Source organism: Shewanella polaris, from assembly GCF_006385555.1.
Classification (GTDB): domain Bacteria; phylum Pseudomonadota; class Gammaproteobacteria; order Enterobacterales; family Shewanellaceae; genus Shewanella; species Shewanella polaris.
Window position 1 is genome coordinate 1,362,482 of record NZ_CP041036.1, and the last position, 16,144, is coordinate 1,378,625.

General features: G+C 38.6%; 11 protein-coding genes. 5 read left to right on the plus strand and 6 right to left on the minus strand.

The genetic code is table 11. The features are described 5' to 3' along the window. Positions 1-38: 38 nt before the first annotated feature. Positions 39-596 (minus strand): glutathione S-transferase family protein, encoded by a 558-nt coding sequence (locus tag FH971_RS05980; protein ID WP_137221910.1) that lies wholly within the window; start codon positions 594-596, stop codon positions 39-41. A 17-nt stretch (positions 597-613) separates the two neighbouring features. Next, positions 614-1,525, minus strand: coding sequence for a recombination-associated protein RdgC (rdgC, locus tag FH971_RS05985; protein ID WP_137221908.1), 912 nt, complete (start codon positions 1,523-1,525; stop codon positions 614-616). A 659-nt stretch (positions 1,526-2,184) separates the two neighbouring features. Here rdgC and phoB point away from each other — a divergent pair. The 4 genes from phoB (at position 2,185) to FH971_RS06005 (ending at position 8,165) form a co-directional block, all read left to right on the plus strand. Continuing rightward, positions 2,185-2,874, plus strand: coding sequence for a phosphate regulon transcriptional regulator PhoB (gene phoB / locus FH971_RS05990; RefSeq protein ID WP_137221905.1), 690 nt, complete (start codon positions 2,185-2,187; stop codon positions 2,872-2,874). A 171-nt stretch (positions 2,875-3,045) separates the two neighbouring features. Then, positions 3,046-4,341, plus strand: coding sequence for a phosphate regulon sensor histidine kinase PhoR (phoR, locus tag FH971_RS05995; RefSeq protein WP_140233714.1), 1,296 nt, complete (start codon positions 3,046-3,048; stop codon positions 4,339-4,341). Positions 4,342-4,813: 472 nt separating this feature from the next. Then, the gene (locus tag FH971_RS06000) at positions 4,814-5,785 is read left to right on the plus strand and encodes a PstS family phosphate ABC transporter substrate-binding protein (protein ID WP_137221901.1); all 972 of its coding nucleotides are present in this window, start codon (positions 4,814-4,816) and stop codon (positions 5,783-5,785) included. 598 nt (positions 5,786-6,383) lie between these two features. Next, entirely contained in the window at positions 6,384-8,165 is a 1,782-nt protein-coding gene (locus tag FH971_RS06005; protein WP_140233715.1) for a M1 family metallopeptidase, read from the plus strand. A gap of 2,149 nt (positions 8,166-10,314) precedes the next feature. On the opposite strand, the gene FH971_RS06010 is transcribed toward FH971_RS06005, so the two are convergent. After that, the gene (locus FH971_RS06010; protein WP_140233716.1) at positions 10,315-10,800 is read right to left on the minus strand and encodes a glutathione peroxidase; all 486 of its coding nucleotides are present in this window, start codon (positions 10,798-10,800) and stop codon (positions 10,315-10,317) included. Positions 10,801-10,952: 152 nt separating this feature from the next. Between FH971_RS06010 and FH971_RS06015 the strand changes: the two genes are divergently transcribed. Next, complete coding sequence (locus tag FH971_RS06015) at positions 10,953-12,350, plus strand: magnesium transporter (RefSeq protein WP_137221891.1); 1,398 nt, start codon at positions 10,953-10,955, stop codon at positions 12,348-12,350. 190 nt (positions 12,351-12,540) lie between these two features. On the opposite strand, the gene FH971_RS06020 is transcribed toward FH971_RS06015, so the two are convergent. The 3 genes from FH971_RS06020 to FH971_RS06030 form a co-directional block, all read right to left on the minus strand. Continuing rightward, a complete protein-coding gene (locus tag FH971_RS06020; RefSeq protein WP_137221889.1) occupies positions 12,541-12,702 on the minus strand; it encodes a small highly charged protein in 162 nt (53 codons plus the stop codon). Between the two features lie 204 nt (positions 12,703-12,906). Further along, positions 12,907-14,040: a patatin-like phospholipase family protein gene (locus FH971_RS06025; RefSeq protein ID WP_137221888.1), complete on the minus strand. Its 1,134-nt coding sequence runs from the start codon at positions 14,038-14,040 to the stop codon at positions 12,907-12,909. Between the two features lie 271 nt (positions 14,041-14,311). After that, positions 14,312-16,027, minus strand: a complete 1,716-nt coding sequence (locus FH971_RS06030) for a proline--tRNA ligase (RefSeq protein WP_140233717.1) — start codon at positions 16,025-16,027, stop codon at positions 14,312-14,314. Positions 16,028-16,144 lie beyond the last annotated feature (117 nt).

Genomic DNA, 16,144 nt, shown 5'->3' on the forward strand with positions numbered 1-16,144 from the left:
AAAAATGCCCTGATAACAGGGCATTTTTATGTCAAGTATTACGCTGGAGGAGCAGTTTCGATAAAAAATGGCTCTTTTTCTATTGCGGCTAAAAATAGTTTCAGTTTTGGATAATCGTCGATATTAATTCGCTGGCGAAAAACCGCCCAACTTAAATAACAACCTAAGCGCAATTGCACATCATTAAACGGTCCGTATAGCGGTAGTTCGAATTGCTCAAACTCAGCTAGTGTTGCGTTAATGCGTTGTGCTTGTCTGATGGTGTAATCAAAACGCGCTATATCAACGCCATCACGAGACAAGAAAAACAAGTTAATTGAACTGTCTAACGCCGTATTGACCATGCAAAACTGATCAAGTTCTATCACAGTTTCAAGGAATGGTTTTGATGATTTATGGCGGATGTAGCGCAAGATTGAACTAGAATCCGTTAACGATAACTCCTCATCTCGCAAAAAAGGTACCCGTTTTGTTGGGGATAATTTTGCGCTGCTTGCCTGATCGGTTTCAATAAATTGATAATCTAATGTAGATTCCAATAGGGCTATTCGGCAGTGCCGAACAAAAGGAGATGTGAAGCTACCGTATAGTTTCATAGTATGTCCTTGTTGAATTAGACGCTTTGTTCAAGAGGGCCAAATGCTTGATTTATGGCATTAATAAAGGCGACTAACTCGCTGCCCATTAAAGCAAAGTCGGCATCTAAACGCGCTAATGGATCTTCCGTTCCAACTTCATCATTGCCGGCTCTAAATTCTTCAGAAAATTTAAGACGCTTAATGCTGGCATCGGATTGCATTAAAAAAGCAATCGACTGGCCAAAATGCAATGCTAATTTGTGCACTTGTTTACCTGTTGCAATATGGGCAAGCACTTCATCTTCTTGAAGAACCTGTTGCTTAAAGCGAACGATACCGCCTTCATCCGAGTCTGACTTAAGTTCTGCTTCATCTTGCATTTCAAATGGTGCAGGTGCTTCGCCAGCTTGTAACCATTGAGTTAAAGTCGACTCAATTGGAGTTGCATAACTTAGCGGGATAACCGGTAAGCTGCCTAAAGCTTTACGAAGTAGCGCTAATAACTCTTCTGCTTTAGTCGCACTGGAGCTATCAACCAGAATCATCTCTAGTTCAGGCATAATGAGTGCGTGAGTTTGGCTACGACGAGAAAATGCACGCGGCAGTAAAGTCGTAGTGATTTCGTCTTTAATGGTGTCTTTTTCTTTTTTTGTGACTTTGCGGCTTTCTAACTCTTCAATTTCCGCCACTTTTTCATCTAAAGCTTCTTTGATCACTTGGCCCGGGAGAATTTTTTCTTCTTTAGTGACACAAATCAAATGACGATTTTCTGCGCTATGTACTAATGCTTGGCCTTTTTTACCTAGGGCATTTGAAAAACCAAATTTGCTGATATCTTGGCTTGAACAAGGCGAGAAAGTGAAATCGGCTAAGGCATTTTCTAATGTTTCTGTGTCGGTGGAGAAAGGTTTGTTGAAACGATATAAGGTGAGATTTTTAAACCACATAGAAGGCTCTCATTAATTAAGAAGAAAAACACAATATGCTAAGTCTACGGTATAGAAGCGAAGTGGTAAACCTCCAAAAAACGCTACTGGTTAAGCAAAATCCAATCACTCAAAGTGGACTAGGTTAAATTATTACATTTGTTTTGATGTGCTTTAAACCATTACGATGGCTTGGTTTATGGTTAATTAGTGGGGTTTGAACTGACTTATATAAGCACGTCGTTAAGGGCTAAAATAATTCTGAAACCTTAGTAAGGCTGAATCCCGTCGTTCCGATATCACTAACTATGATAAATTTAGTCTCTGTAGGATTGAATATTGATCATTTATAATGACTTATTTTTTACTCGAAATAAGACTGGGTGAAGTAGGGCAAACCAAAATAGTTTACTTACCAAATAACATATTTGTTAAGTCGTCTTTAACAGGGTTTACTTACTCATTAGTTGCCAGCTACTGTTGTGAAGGCGATAATATTAACGAGGAGATGTGTTGTTATTCGGTAGTTTATTATCCTAATTCGATTTACATTGTACTAACAGTAATGAATTTTTTATGACAAAACAGCATGATTAATGTCAAAGTTAGTCGTTAGATCATAAATCTGTAACAAAAGTGTCTAATAATAGCCTCGTGGCAAATCAACGTAGAAACCCAATATGACAGCTAGGATTTTAATAGTAGAAGATGAATCAGCAATCCGTGAAATGCTGACATTTGTGATGGATCAACATGGTTTTACGACAGCTGCTGCTGAAGATTTTGATTCAGCGATTGAGTTGCTTCAAGAGCCTTACCCAGACTTGATTTTATTGGATTGGATGTTCCCTGGCGGAAGTGGCATTCAATTAGCTAAACGCTTAAAGCAAGATGAATTTACGCGTCAGATCCCAATTATTATGCTCACAGCACGTGGTGAAGAAGAAGATAAAGTTAAAGGCCTAGAAGTTGGTGCTGATGATTATATTACTAAACCCTTTTCGCCTAAAGAGCTGGTGGCCAGAATAAAAGCGGTATTGCGCAGAAGTGCCCCGACTCGCCTAGAAGAAACTATTGATGTGCAAGGTTTACAACTTGATCCTGTGAGTCATCGAGTTACCGTCGGTGAAGCCGTGCTTGATATGGGCCCAACTGAGTTTCGCTTGTTGCATTTCTTTATGACTCATCCTGAGCGGGTATATAGCCGAGAGCAGTTACTCGATAATGTTTGGGGTACCAATGTGTATGTTGAAGACAGAACCGTTGACGTACATATTCGACGCTTACGAAAAGCGGTAGAAGAAGGTGGACATGATAAGTTGATCCAAACTGTTCGTGGTGCCGGTTATCGTTTTTCAACCAGAATGTAATTTTTATTAGCATTTTTAAAGGTTTTGTCATAATAGACATTACCTTTTTGGAAACTGTTTTGCTGTCTAGCCATATCAGTCTATTTAGGCTATCTTGTGGTTCCTCGTTAGCCCTCATTATCAGTTTCGATGCTGAATGTTTGGCGGCGTTATTTCGCATTTAGGTAGCCTATGTTTATCGCGTATTCTGGATATCGTTTATTTTTTCGGTTAGCTTTACTGCTTGTTTTATTCATGCTTATTGGTGCCTTATTCGGGCATGTCATTATTGTAATGTTAGTTGGAACTATTGTATTACTCGTGTGGCATTATCGCCAAATTACCCGTTTAAATTTCTGGTTATGGAAAGATAAAAAACTCACTCCACCACAGGGGAGAGGAAGTTGGGAAGGCGTGTTTAATGGGATATATCGTCTGCAGGGAAAAAATCGTCGTCGGGTAGGTCAGTTAGCAATGTTATTAGGGCGTTTTCGCCAAGGTGCAGAAGCTTTGCCTGATGCTGCAGTGGTCCTAGATGCCGAACACAATATCTTGTGGTGCAACAAACTGGCTCAGTTAATTTTAGGGTTTGTTTGGCCTCAGGATAATGGCCAAAGGATCGACAACCTTATTCGCCACCCAGACTTTTCCATCTATCTTAAAAAAGCACAATATCAAGAACCGTTAGAAATTCCATCTCCAGTGTCCGATAAGCGTTTACTTGAAATTCGGGTTATGAGCTATGGCGATCGACAATTATTATTGATAGCGCGTGATATTACCCGTATTCAACAATTAGAAGGTATGCGCAAAGATTTTGTGGCTAACGTTTCCCATGAACTCAAAACCCCGTTAACGGTATTGCAAGGTTATTTGGAAATAATGCAAACCATGGCCGAAACTGATTCACCTAATCACAAACCACTCTCCCTGATGCAGCAACAAACAACTCGTATGCAGTCAATGGTTGAACAGTTGTTAGCGTTGTCGCGTATTGAAGATGCCGCTGATATCGATTTATCGCAAACCGTCAATATGGCACTGATGATGGATATTCTTAAAGAAGAAGCTAAAGCTCTGGCGGGCACTGAGTATACTTTAGAGTTTAATTGTGAGCCGGGTTTGAATACCCATGGTAACGAATTACAATTACGCAGTGCCTGTTCTAATTTGATTTCAAATGCTATTCGTTATACCACTCCTGGTGGCATCATTTCAGTGACGTGGCGAAGCGTGGCAACGGGAGCATTGTTTTCGGTGAAAGATACTGGGGTGGGGATCGCGCCACAACATATTAATCGTTTAACTGAACGTTTTTATCGGGTAGATAATGCCCGCTCGAGCAAAACGGGTGGCAGTGGTTTAGGGTTAGCCATTGCAAAACATGCTCTCAACCATCACCACAGTGAACTAAACGTAACCAGTGAATACGGCAAAGGCAGTATCTTTAGCTTTATTATTCCGTCGCATTTGTTAATTCGACAATAAATAACATCAAGATGTTCAACCCTTAAAAACAGCATACGTGCTGTTTTTTATTACAAATTTTCAATTCAAATGACTAATGTTATTGACCTGAACAGTTCAAAACTGCTGAGCACTGTTAATGTATATAGACATAGTTGGGGTGGCGTTAATCAATGGTTGAAAAGGCATAAGTCTCTTCGATTATACTGGTATTACGAATGTCACAATTTAGTGTTGTTGCTATAATTTTGAGCAGTTAATATCTCGTTTATAATGTGTTTAGTGATTTTTTATCTACTGGATAAAATAATATATTGCCAATGTAACATTGTAAGCTACTGATAATAAATTGATTATGTTAGTTTTGTAGAAATAAGACAGTTTTACTACTAGTGTCACACAACTGTCATATCAGCGTCATAGACTTGTCATCAATGAGGTCGATACTGACTACGTTTTAAAAACTTAGTACGCTTAATTCTGGAGCATTAAAATGAAACTGAACAAACTTGTCGGCGCAATTACTCTTACAGCCGCTGGCGTATTCTCAGCAGCGTCTATGGCTGCTATTGATCCAACTTTACCAACATACGAAAAAACAAGCGGCGTATCTGGTAACTTGTCTTCTGTTGGTTCTGACACATTAGCAAACATGATGACGTTATGGGCTGAAGAGTTTAAACATATTTATCCTAACGTGAACATCCAAATTCAAGCTGCTGGTTCTTCTACTGCGCCACCAGCATTAACTGAAGGTACTTCTCAGTTCGGTCCAATGAGCCGTAAAATGAAGCCTAACGAAGTTGAAGCGTTTGAAAAGCATTATGGCTACCAGCCAACTGCAGTACGCGTTGCAATTGATGCGTTAGCCGTATTTGTACACAAAGATAACCCTATAACAGGCTTAAGTATTGAGCAAATTGATGCTATTTTTTCTTCTACACATAAGTGTGGCGGTAAAGAAATTAATCGTTGGGGTGACGCCGGTTTAGACGGTAATTGGGCAGCAAAAGATGTTCAACTTTACGGTCGTAACTCAGTGTCTGGTACATACGGTTACTTTAAAGAAAAAGCATTATGTAAAGGTGACTTCCGTCCAAATGTAAACGAGCAACCAGGTTCTGCTTCTGTTGTTCAATCAGTGTCACAGTCTCTAAATGCCATTGGTTATTCTGGTATCGGTTACAAGACTGCGGGTGTTAAAGCTGTCGCTATTTCTAAGAAAGGTGATAAGTTTATCGAAGCAACTGCAGCCAACGCAGCAAGTGGTACTTACCCGCTTTCACGTTACTTGTATGTTTATGTGAACAAGCATCCTAATAAAGAATTATCACCAATGGATCGTGAATTCTTACGCTTTGTATTGTCTAAGCAGGGTCAACAAATTGTTGAGAAAGATGGTTATGTTCCATTACCAACATCTGTGATTACTAAAGATTTAGAAAAAGTAGGTATCAAGCTTTAATTAGCGAACTTTTTGTAAACTTAAAAAGGCCTCTTTGAGGCCTTTTTTGTTTTTCGTTGTTGAAAAAAAGATAAAAAAAAGCAACCTAACTAAGAGGTTGCTGCTATTGCTAAGGGCAATGCTGTAGATAGAGGTTACTACTATCAAATAGGAGAATGATGATGAACAAAAAAACGCTACTCGCTATCAATAAATAAGTAATGCAAATTCGGTTCATATAATCAGACTGCTCTATGTGAAGTTAGTTCCCTTAAAGAGCAAAAAAATGCTCTTTTTTTATTAAAAATAAAATTAGATACAAGAATTGAGAACCCTAAAACGTTTTTTATATTATTTAATCTATTATTATTAATGACTTATATTTATTGTGTGTCTATTAAATATATGGTCCACATTTTTTATGCTAATGAATTTAAAATTTTTCTTCTCTATTGATTAATAAGTTTATGCTGGACGCAAACGCAAACGCAAACGCAAACGCAAAACTTAATTCACTCAAAAAATGGATTTAATCAGCTTTTTTACAGCATATTATTCATCATGCGAGTGTTATTATCCTTGGCAGATTTAATATTTCCCTGTCAGATAAGGATTTTTTATGACTGCAAACTGGAATGTACAACACGATTACCATTCAAGTGCTAATACTGATGCTTTATGTGTGTATCATCTTGAGCTCAATCTTGTGGTTGATTTTGACTTACAACAACTTAGTGGTACCGCCCAGCTGCAATTTACTCGGGAAATGCCTGCAACATCTTTAGTGGTAGATTGCCGAGATTTGATCATAGAAGATATCACTGACAGTCATGCTAATAAACTGTCGTATGATGTGATTGATGTGAATGCCATATTAGGTCAAAAGCTGGTTATTGATGTAGGCGAGCAAGTTGATGAGGTTGTCATTCATTATCGTACTTCAACAACAGCTCAAGGGCTTCAATGGCTTACACCGGAGCAAACCTTAGGCAAAAAATTACCTTATCTGTTTAGCCAATCGCAACCTATTAATGCTCGTAGTTGGATCCCGCTACAAGATACTCCAAAAGCGCGAATCACTTTTAATGCAACAGTTACTGCTCCACAAGGTTTACGTGCAGTGATGAGTGCAGAAAATACACCTAAATTACCCCATAATGGTGTGTTTACCTTTTGTATGAATAAACCCATTCCTACCCATTTATTAGCCATTGCTGTCGGAGAATTAAGTTTCCAAGCCACTGGCCCTAGAAGTGGAATTTATACTGAACCAGGTATGTTAGCTGCGGCAGCCAAAGAGTTTGAAGATACCGAGTCTATGATCCAAATGGCTGAGTCCATATTAGGACCTTATGCTTGGGGACGCTACGACATGATTATATTGCCACCGAGTTTCCCATTTGGTGGCATGGAAAATCCTATGCTGGCATTTATGACTCCTACGTTAATTGCTGGAGATAAGAGCTTAGTTTCAACGGTAGCTCATGAACTCGCTCATTCATGGACTGGCAATTTAGTCAGTAATGCGACCTGGCGAGACTTATGGCTTAATGAAGGGTTTACGACTTACTTTACCAATCGAATTGTAGAAGCCGTTTATGGTAAAGAGCAGGCTGAGCTTGAATGGGTTATCGAGTATGGACGGCTGCAAGAAGAGCTCGCCACTATGCCTTTAGCTAACCAAACTCTACCTGCTAATGTGCAAGATCGTGATCCTAACCTAGCGTTTAATCGGTTTACCTACGATAAAGCATCGATGTTTGTACATGAACTTGAAAGCCGATTAGGTCGGGCTGCATTCGATCGATTTCTTTTCCAGTATGTTGAGCATTTCTCGTTTAATGCTATTACTACCGAAATGTTTATTAATTATGCAAAACAGACATTGCTGGTGGAGCATAGCGATAAGCTAACCTTATCAGAGCTTAATGAATGGGTGTATGGCCAAGGATTGCCGCAATGGTTTATTGGTCCAACGTCAAACAGCCTAAATAAAGTGGATCAGGCTGTAGAGGCTATTATGGAAGGAACTCCTGCAAGTGAGTTACAGGTAGATGAATGGCGAGTTCACCACTGGCAGTATTTTCTCACTCAATTACCGTTAGTTGTTAGCCAAACTACATTATTAGATTTAGATGAAACCTTTAATTTAACTGACAGTCTCAATGCCGAAATAGCATGTGATTGGTTTAGAGTCGCGATCCGCAATCATTTTGCTTCCGTGTTACCTGCGCTAAGTGATTATTTATGCAGTATAGGGCGTGCTAAGTTTGTTAGGCCATTGTTTGTTGAATTACAACTAGCGGGTTATCAGCAAGAATTAAAAGATATCTATATAAAAGCGCGTGCTGGTTATCATCCTTCTTTGCAAGTTCAGCTAGATAGTTTACTGAATTTTTAACAAGTTGTTTCTTGAACTTTTTTACGTAAAAATAGATAAAAAAATGGCAGCCATATTGGCTGCCAAAATAACTCTTTGCGGGTTGTCATTAACGATGCGCTAGCGTGTTAACACTTCCCAATGGGGATGATGATGAACAATAAACATAAAACGGTATAGCAATAACTTAAACCTAACAAAAGCTCGAGGTAAGTAGGGGATTCACTTGGCAATTTAATGAATTAACTTCGGGGGAGAAGGTTAATTATCATATTGCACTTACTTCAAACTATTTCTAAACCGTACAATTAATAAGACCGGGGCTTATCAAGAAAGTTCACCGAAAAATTGAGTTTTTTTAATTAATTTACATGGAATTATATTTATTGAGTTGTGACCCTAAGTTTGGAGACACCAGTTTTTTTAACTTAAACAAATACTAATAATTAAAAATAATAATGACCAATCATAAGCTGTTGAATTTATGCAATATATTGATTATTTTAAGCATGGGACATGCATTTTAGTTATTAATGTTATTTGTCTTACGGAGAACAAATGATGTTCATTATAGGTTAGGTAGAACGAGATGATGATGACTTGGAAGCTAAGCTTGTGCCAATAAACAAGCATCATTCATAAAATGAAGATAAAAAAAGGGCAACCAATTTGGTTGCCTAAGACGTTCTTTGTAGGGTGTTATTAACGGTGCGCTAGCGTGTTAATACTCCCCAATAGGGATGATGATGAACAATAAACATAAAACGGTATAGCAATAACTTAAACCTAACAAAAGCTCGAGGTAAGTAGGGGATTCACTTGGCAATTTAATGAATTAACATCGGGGGAGAAGGTTAATTATCATATTGCACTTACTTCAAACTATTTCTAAATCGTACAATTAATAAGACCGGGGCTTATCAAGAAAGTTCACCGAAAAATTGAGTTTTTTAATTAATTTAAACAAAATTGGTTTTATTGAGTTATGCCCTTAATTTTTTGGACTTCAGTCTTTGAGTGTTAATAAATATGGGGTAATAATAATGATATTATATAACAATGACTTGATAGTTTTCTTGCGTGATTTATGCGTTTCAATTGTCAATGTTATTTATCGTACAGAGATCAAATGCAGCTCATTATAGGTTAGAGAGAACGCTATGATGATGACTTGTAGACTAGGCTTATGGTTATAAATAAGAATAATTCATAAAATGAAGATAAAAAAAGGGCAACCAATCTGGTTGCCTAAGACGTTCTTTGCGGGGTGTGATTAACGGTGCGCTAGCGTGTTAATACTCCCCAATAGGGATGATGATGAACAATAAACACAAAATAGTAGCAACAAGTAAATAAAAGTGATTACGCTAACTTTTAGGCAAAAACTAAAACGCTGATGAAGGACGTTTACCGAATTTGCTGTCTTACTTGCTACATATATTCAGACTGGGGCTATTTGGAAAAGTTCATTAAATGATGCAATAAATTTATAAATAATTTTTTATTAGCACTGTCTCTATTATTTCTTATGAGTAAACAAAAGGTAACTTATTGATAAGTGACACATAAAACATATTTCTGAGTGTTCTTGAATAAATGCGAAAAATGTATATTCCAACAAGCTTGGCTGAGTATGACTGTATATACGGTCATGCGACGGCATTATTATCATTGCCTAATTGTTAAGTGAATACTGTCGATGATAAACAATTCATACATTGCAGCGATTGAGTTCTTATTGAAAGCGAAAAATAGGGATTAAACAGACATAAAAAAAGGCAATCAAATGATTGCCTATCGATCGACTTAGCGATCAAGGGGACCGCGCTAGAAGTCCCAGGGAGATGATGAACAAAAGTGAATATCACTGTTACTAAGTTTGAGTACCTGATGGTATAAAAGTTCAATATAAACGTATTATTTTTATTAAAATATCGATGTTAATTTTAAAATAGATATTTATCATTAACTTAGGTTTTGATGTTTTTTATGATATTTTTTATGACTTGAGCATTTCCAATAAATGAACATTTGGCTGTGCAGGATATTTATCTGTTAGGTGCCACTTATCGACATCTAGTTGGCAAAGATAAGGTGATTAACCTGATATCAATCACCCAAAGCAAGCTTATATTTATTGCCGGGATTTGATTATGGGTAAACGTGACGGTTAACCAAGTAGCTTTTCAATGATAGCGTTAAGCTCTTCAGGCTTAGTTGTTGGCGCATAACGTTCAATTACGTTACCTTGCTTATCGACTAAAAATTTAGTGAAATTCCATTTAATTGACTCGCTACCTAAAAGGCCTTTGGCAGATTTTTTAAGAAAGTGATACAAGGGATGGGTATTAGTACCATTCACTTCAATTTTGCTAAAGAGTGGGAAGGTCACACCAAAGTTAAGTTCGCAGAACTGGCTGATCTCTTCTTCATTGCCTTGTTCTTGCTTGCCGAACTGATTACATGGGAATCCTAAAATAACTAAACCACGGTCTTTATATTGCTGATATAAGGCTTCTAGTGCTTTATATTGAGCCGTGAAACCACATTTACTTGCCGTGTTTACGATAAGCAAAACTTTATCTTTAAAGTGCTCCATGACAACGTCATTGCCTTGAATGTCTTTTACGATTATTGGGTAAATAGCTGCGGTCATGTGAAGCTCCTTATATATGAAAGATAAACTATAAAGTAAAAATTGTTAGCAAGCAATTTAGTTGCGCGCTATTTAATTTATCTGTTTGCTTATAAATACTAATTTCAATATAGTTTGCGCATAATTTACTATCAAGAATTAAGGACGGGCTAATGAGTGAATTGAAGAACGAACTTAGTTCTGAAGATGAAGTCGATACTAGTTCGCAACCCCAAGCCGATGTTAGCCAAGTGGTGCATCTGTTAACGGAAGCTGAAGGTGATGAGCAGGCAGAAGTGTTCAGTGATATTTTAACTGAAGCTGAACCTGGCACCATTGCGTTATTATTAGAATCATTACCGCTTGATGAACGTTATGATCGCTGGCAGCAAGTCAATGTTGCAGAACGTGTTGATGTTCTAAACTTAATGCGTGCCGATCCTCGTTTAGGCATTGTTAAGAAAATGCCCGATGAGGAATTGGACTTACTTTTTTCTCAATTAAGTCCAGAAGATCTTATTGAATGGAGTGATTCGTTACCTGACGATATAACCGATCGTGCACTTGCACAGATGGGGGAACGTCAACGTAAACACTTCGAGCTGTATGACCAATATTCTGAAAATGAAATTGGTCGTTATGCTGATCACCAGATGTTGGCATTAAGTCTTACGTCCACAGTCGCTCAAGGGCAACGTTTTTTTCGTCGAATAGATTTAGATTGTAATGATCATATTTTTTTAGTGGATAACGTTGATAAATATTTAGGTACGGTGCGTCGTTATGACGTTTTTAAAACGGCCGATCTTGATACTCAGTTACAAACATTAATTTGGGAAGATAATCGTGTTATCTCTGCTGATTCATCACTCATAGAAGCGGCTGAAGCTATTGAGCACAGTAGTGAGCTTGAGTTACCCGTTGTTGATGAAGAAGGTATTTTGATTGGGCGAATGACACTGCGAACGGCTACAGCCCTAGTGCGTGAACATTACGAAGCTCAATTAATGGCTACCGCAGGTATGGATGAACACGACGATTTATTCGCACCTATTGTAGTGGGCGCAAAGCGTCGTGCTGTGTGGCTTGGGATTAACTTACTGACTGCATTTTTAGCGTCTGCTACCATCGGATTATTTGAAAATGTGTTGTCGCAAGTGGTTGCATTAGCTGTATTGATGCCTATCGTTGCTTCAATGGGCGGTATTGCGGGCAGCCAGTCGTTAACGCTAATGATCCGCGGTATGGCAATGGGTCAGATTTCTGCTGGTAACGTGATGTCGTTGATGAAAAACGAACTCGGAATTGGTGCGCTTAATGGCCTGTTGTGGTCGATTGTTATTGGTATTATCGCCGGTTGGTGGTTTAACGATACGATAATGGGTGTGGTTATTGCCTGCGCTATTTTAATTAATATGGCTGTTGCTGCCATTGCGGGAGTAATGGTGCCAATGATCCTACAGCGTTTTAAGCAAGATGCGGCTTTATCAGGATCAGTTATTCTGACAACAGTGACAGATGTGGTTGGTTTTTTTACTTTTTTAGGGCTGGCAACGATATTGTATCTTTAAGAAGACTGCACTTTGTCGGTAAAAATTGATTAAGTCAGTATGAGGTGGGATATCGACATCAACAGTTATCAGTTATTTAAGGGTCAATGTTATTCATTAAATGGTCTTGAGTTTATCAAGGCTATTTTTCAATAAAAAAGCAAGCTGCAGGCAACTTGCTTTTTAAACTTGATGAGAAAATCCTGTTAAATTATTTCCACTTAGCAGGCGCTAACTCCATTCCAACATTATCGTCAAAGTAACGTCGCTTAGTATCTCGACGGCGTTGTTTTACTTTTTTCGATTTTGGTTTTCCCTTGATGCTATCGCCCCATGGCGTATCATCTTCATCAAATTCAAATGAGTGTGACATTTTCAACATTCCAGATAGCTGTACCGCTGTTGGTACTAGTTCTTTTTACCTAAAGTTAATAATAAGCTAAAGCGAAATATTTCATCATTGATGGTAAAAATTATTGCATGTGGAAATGATACCGCTAAGAGAATGCTATCTTTGATAACGAACAAGCCATCTTTAGTCATTATGATGTCATCTAAGCATGGTTGTGATTGAATATTAAGTCGTAGTCGAGATATCAAAAAATTGTTTTATTTCATCAATTCTATCCATCGCATCTTGATAACCCAAATCCATCAAGGTAGTGGTATAGCTTTTTTCGAATAATAAATACGATACGATACTCGAGTCTGATTGGCGATTAACTCCAATGAACTTTAATAATGTCTTTATCGCAAAAGGCATGTCTTCATAATAACGTGCTGCTATGCGGCTTAAATCTTGACTAGGCTTAATCACTAACGTTTCAATATGACGTAAATTTAACGCCTCTCGCTCTTGAAGTGAAATTTTTGATACTGTGTTGTTAACTCGTTGCAAGCGCTCTAAATCACTGTTTAAGGTATCCGAGAATATTGTATCTAATAAGTGCCCGGCTATTGTTGCTGTTTTAGGGTGATATTCAAACTCGATTGGGAAATGTTTATGAGGGCTGTCTAAATTAATCACAAATATTTTATTCGCACCAAGATGAATAGGGCTTGATAATGGTGATAACTGATGTACAGACCCATCGCCATAATAGGCTTGATTAAGTTTAATTGATGGAAATACCATTGGAATAGCAGAGCTTGCCAATAAATGTTCGGTATTTAATAAGCTACGAATACCAATTCGTCTCGCGCGCTGCCAATCGTCAATATGTTCATTACCCTGATAAAAGCTGTACGATCGTGAGTTGTTATAGCAGGAGGCGTCGATACTAATTGCTTTGAGGGCATTATTGCTGATATTACGGTCAATTCTTTTAAAATCAATTAGATTGTTCAGCAATTCGCGTAATGGTTGATTATCGAGTAAGCTGCTTGCATCAGTGCTCACCTTGTCACCTTGTAAGCCTTTAATGGCCATTCGACCCAAGTGTCTTAATACTTGGGGGATGGAAGCTCGATATACTTTATCTGTTTCAAAATGACGCCAGACCCAATCGAGTTTTTTTATCGCTAGATGAAAACAAGATGCATGGGTTGCCAGTGACGTTGCGTTAATCGCGCCTGCGGACGTCCCGCAAATAATATCGAATGGGACATTGTGATTGCGTGGATAACATTGCACTAGGGCTTTCAATACGCCTATTTGATACGCTGCTCTAGCGCCACCACCACCTAACACCAATGCTATTGATACTGACAATCTTGATCCTTTATACTTTTAATATTTTGAATGCTAGTATGAGTTGTTTTTACGTCATACACCAGTTACCAATAAGTCGACTATGTTGTTTTTCATTTGTACGAGTTCAGACTTTCGTTTTGTCGTTGTTCTAGTTGTCGTGGATATTAAGCTCTTAATAGTCACTGCTGTTGATAAACATAAGCATCAATTATCTTCTAACAGAAATAAAAAAACGCACCGTAAAGTGCGTTCTTAAAATACCATCTCGTTAACTATTAACTATTAACTATTAGCCTTTGGCTGCATTCGTTAAAAATGCCACGATTTCATCAAATGGAATATCTTGCTTCTCACCGGTGCGGCGGTTTTTATATTCAAATACTCCCGCATCGATATTTCGGTCGCCTATAACGACCACATGAGGCAAACCAATTAATTCCATGTCTGCAAACATCACGCCTGGACGTTCTTTACGATCATCCATTAAGACTTCAACACCTGCATTGGTTAAGTCTTGGTAAAGTTTTTCGGCAATGTCAGCAACGCGATGCGATTTATGCATATTCATTGGTAAAATACCCACAGTGAAAGGAGCAATCGACTCTGGCCAAATAATACCGCGGTCATCGTTATTTTGCTCAATGGCTGCAGCCACAATACGGCTGACACCGACACCGTAACAACCCATCAATAACACTTGTGCTTTACCATTTTCGTCCAACACAGTGGCATTCATTGATGTAGAGTAGCTTGTACCTAGTTGGAAAATATGACCAACTTCAATACCACGCGCCATGGCATAAGTACCAAGACCGTCTGGTGTTGGTTCTCCTTCAACGACATTACGAATATCCGCTGCAGTAGCTAACGGCAAATCACGTTCCCAGTTGATGCCGAAATAGTGTTTATCATCAGTATTTGCACCAGCAGCAAAATCGCTCATCACAGTGACGCTATGATCAACAATAATTGGCATGGTCAATCCAACAGGTCCGATAGAACCTGGACCTGCACCCACGGCATCACGAATTTCAGCTTCTGATGCAAATTCAAATGGTGATGCGACTAATTCAAGTTTGTCAGATTTGATTTCGTTAAGTTCATGATCGCCACGAATCACTAATGCGACTAATGGTGCTTCTTCTGTTGCACCCTTAACAATTAGCGTTTTAATCGTTTGGGTGATGTCTAGGCCAAATTGTTCAACTAATTCTGCAATCGTTTTTGCGTTAGGGGTATCCACTAACGTCATTGCTTGCGTTGCCTGTGCACGTGTTTGGCTTGGCATTGGTGATTCTGCTTTTTCAATGTTAGCGGCATAGTCGCTACCTGTTGAATAAGCGATTAAATCTTCACCACTGCTAGCGAGTACATGGAATTCATGCGACAAGCTACCGCCAATAGAGCCTGTATCTGCTAGCACTGGGCGGAATGATAAGCCCATTCGTGTCAGAATATTACTGTATGCGGTGTGCATTGCGTGGTAAGTGCTGTCCATGGTTTCTTGATCTAAATGGAAAGAATAGGCATCTTTCATCAAGAATTCGCGTGCACGCATTACGCCAAAACGAGGGCGTACTTCATCACGAAATTTGGTCTGTACTTGGTAAAGTGTAATTGGCAGTTGTTTGTATGAACTTAATTCTTTACGGACTAAATCCGTGATGACTTCTTCATGGGTTGGTCCCAATACAAAGTCTCGATTATTGCGATCTTGGAAACGCAGTAATTCAGGGCCAAACTTATCCCAGCGGCCTGTTTCAACCCATAGATCAGCTGGTTGTACTAACGGCATTAATATTTCGATAGCGCCCGTTTTGTTCATTTCTTCACGAACAATGGCTTCAACTTTACGTAATACACGTAAACCTGACGGTAACCAGCTGTAAAGACCTGACGCATTACGGCGGATCATACCCGCGCGTAACATTAACTGATGGCTAATCACCTCTGCGTTTGCAGGAGTTTCTTTTTGTGTTGAAAGCAGGTACTTACTAACTCGCATTACCAATGTCCAAAATAGTTGCTATTAATGAGCGCCATTTTAGCACCTGCATTAATGATGTCACCTGCTAATTCAATTCAACAGTAGGCTTTGTGATGCTTAAATGGCAAGTTTGAT

Excerpts from the sequence above, each read along its gene's own strand:
- FH971_RS06005 (WP_140233715.1), top strand. The coding sequence starts at position 6,384 with ATGACTGCAAACTGGAATGTACAACACGATTACCATTCAAGTGCTAAT.
- phoB (WP_137221905.1), top strand. The coding sequence starts at position 2,185 with ATGACAGCTAGGATTTTAATAGTAGAAGATGAATCAGCAATCCGTGAA.
- FH971_RS06020 (WP_137221889.1), bottom strand. The coding sequence starts at position 12,702 with ATGTCACACTCATTTGAATTTGATGAAGATGATACGCCATGGGGCGAT.
- FH971_RS06030 (WP_140233717.1), bottom strand. The coding sequence starts at position 16,027 with ATGCGAGTTAGTAAGTACCTGCTTTCAACACAAAAAGAAACTCCTGCA.
- FH971_RS06010 (WP_140233716.1), bottom strand. The coding sequence starts at position 10,800 with ATGACCGCAGCTATTTACCCAATAATCGTAAAAGACATTCAAGGCAAT.
- FH971_RS05980 (WP_137221910.1), bottom strand. The coding sequence starts at position 596 with ATGAAACTATACGGTAGCTTCACATCTCCTTTTGTTCGGCACTGCCGA.
- rdgC (WP_137221908.1), bottom strand. The coding sequence starts at position 1,525 with ATGTGGTTTAAAAATCTCACCTTATATCGTTTCAACAAACCTTTCTCC.
- FH971_RS06000 (WP_137221901.1), top strand. The coding sequence starts at position 4,814 with ATGAAACTGAACAAACTTGTCGGCGCAATTACTCTTACAGCCGCTGGC.
- phoR (WP_140233714.1), top strand. The coding sequence starts at position 3,046 with ATGTTTATCGCGTATTCTGGATATCGTTTATTTTTTCGGTTAGCTTTA.
- FH971_RS06015 (WP_137221891.1), top strand. The coding sequence starts at position 10,953 with ATGAGTGAATTGAAGAACGAACTTAGTTCTGAAGATGAAGTCGATACT.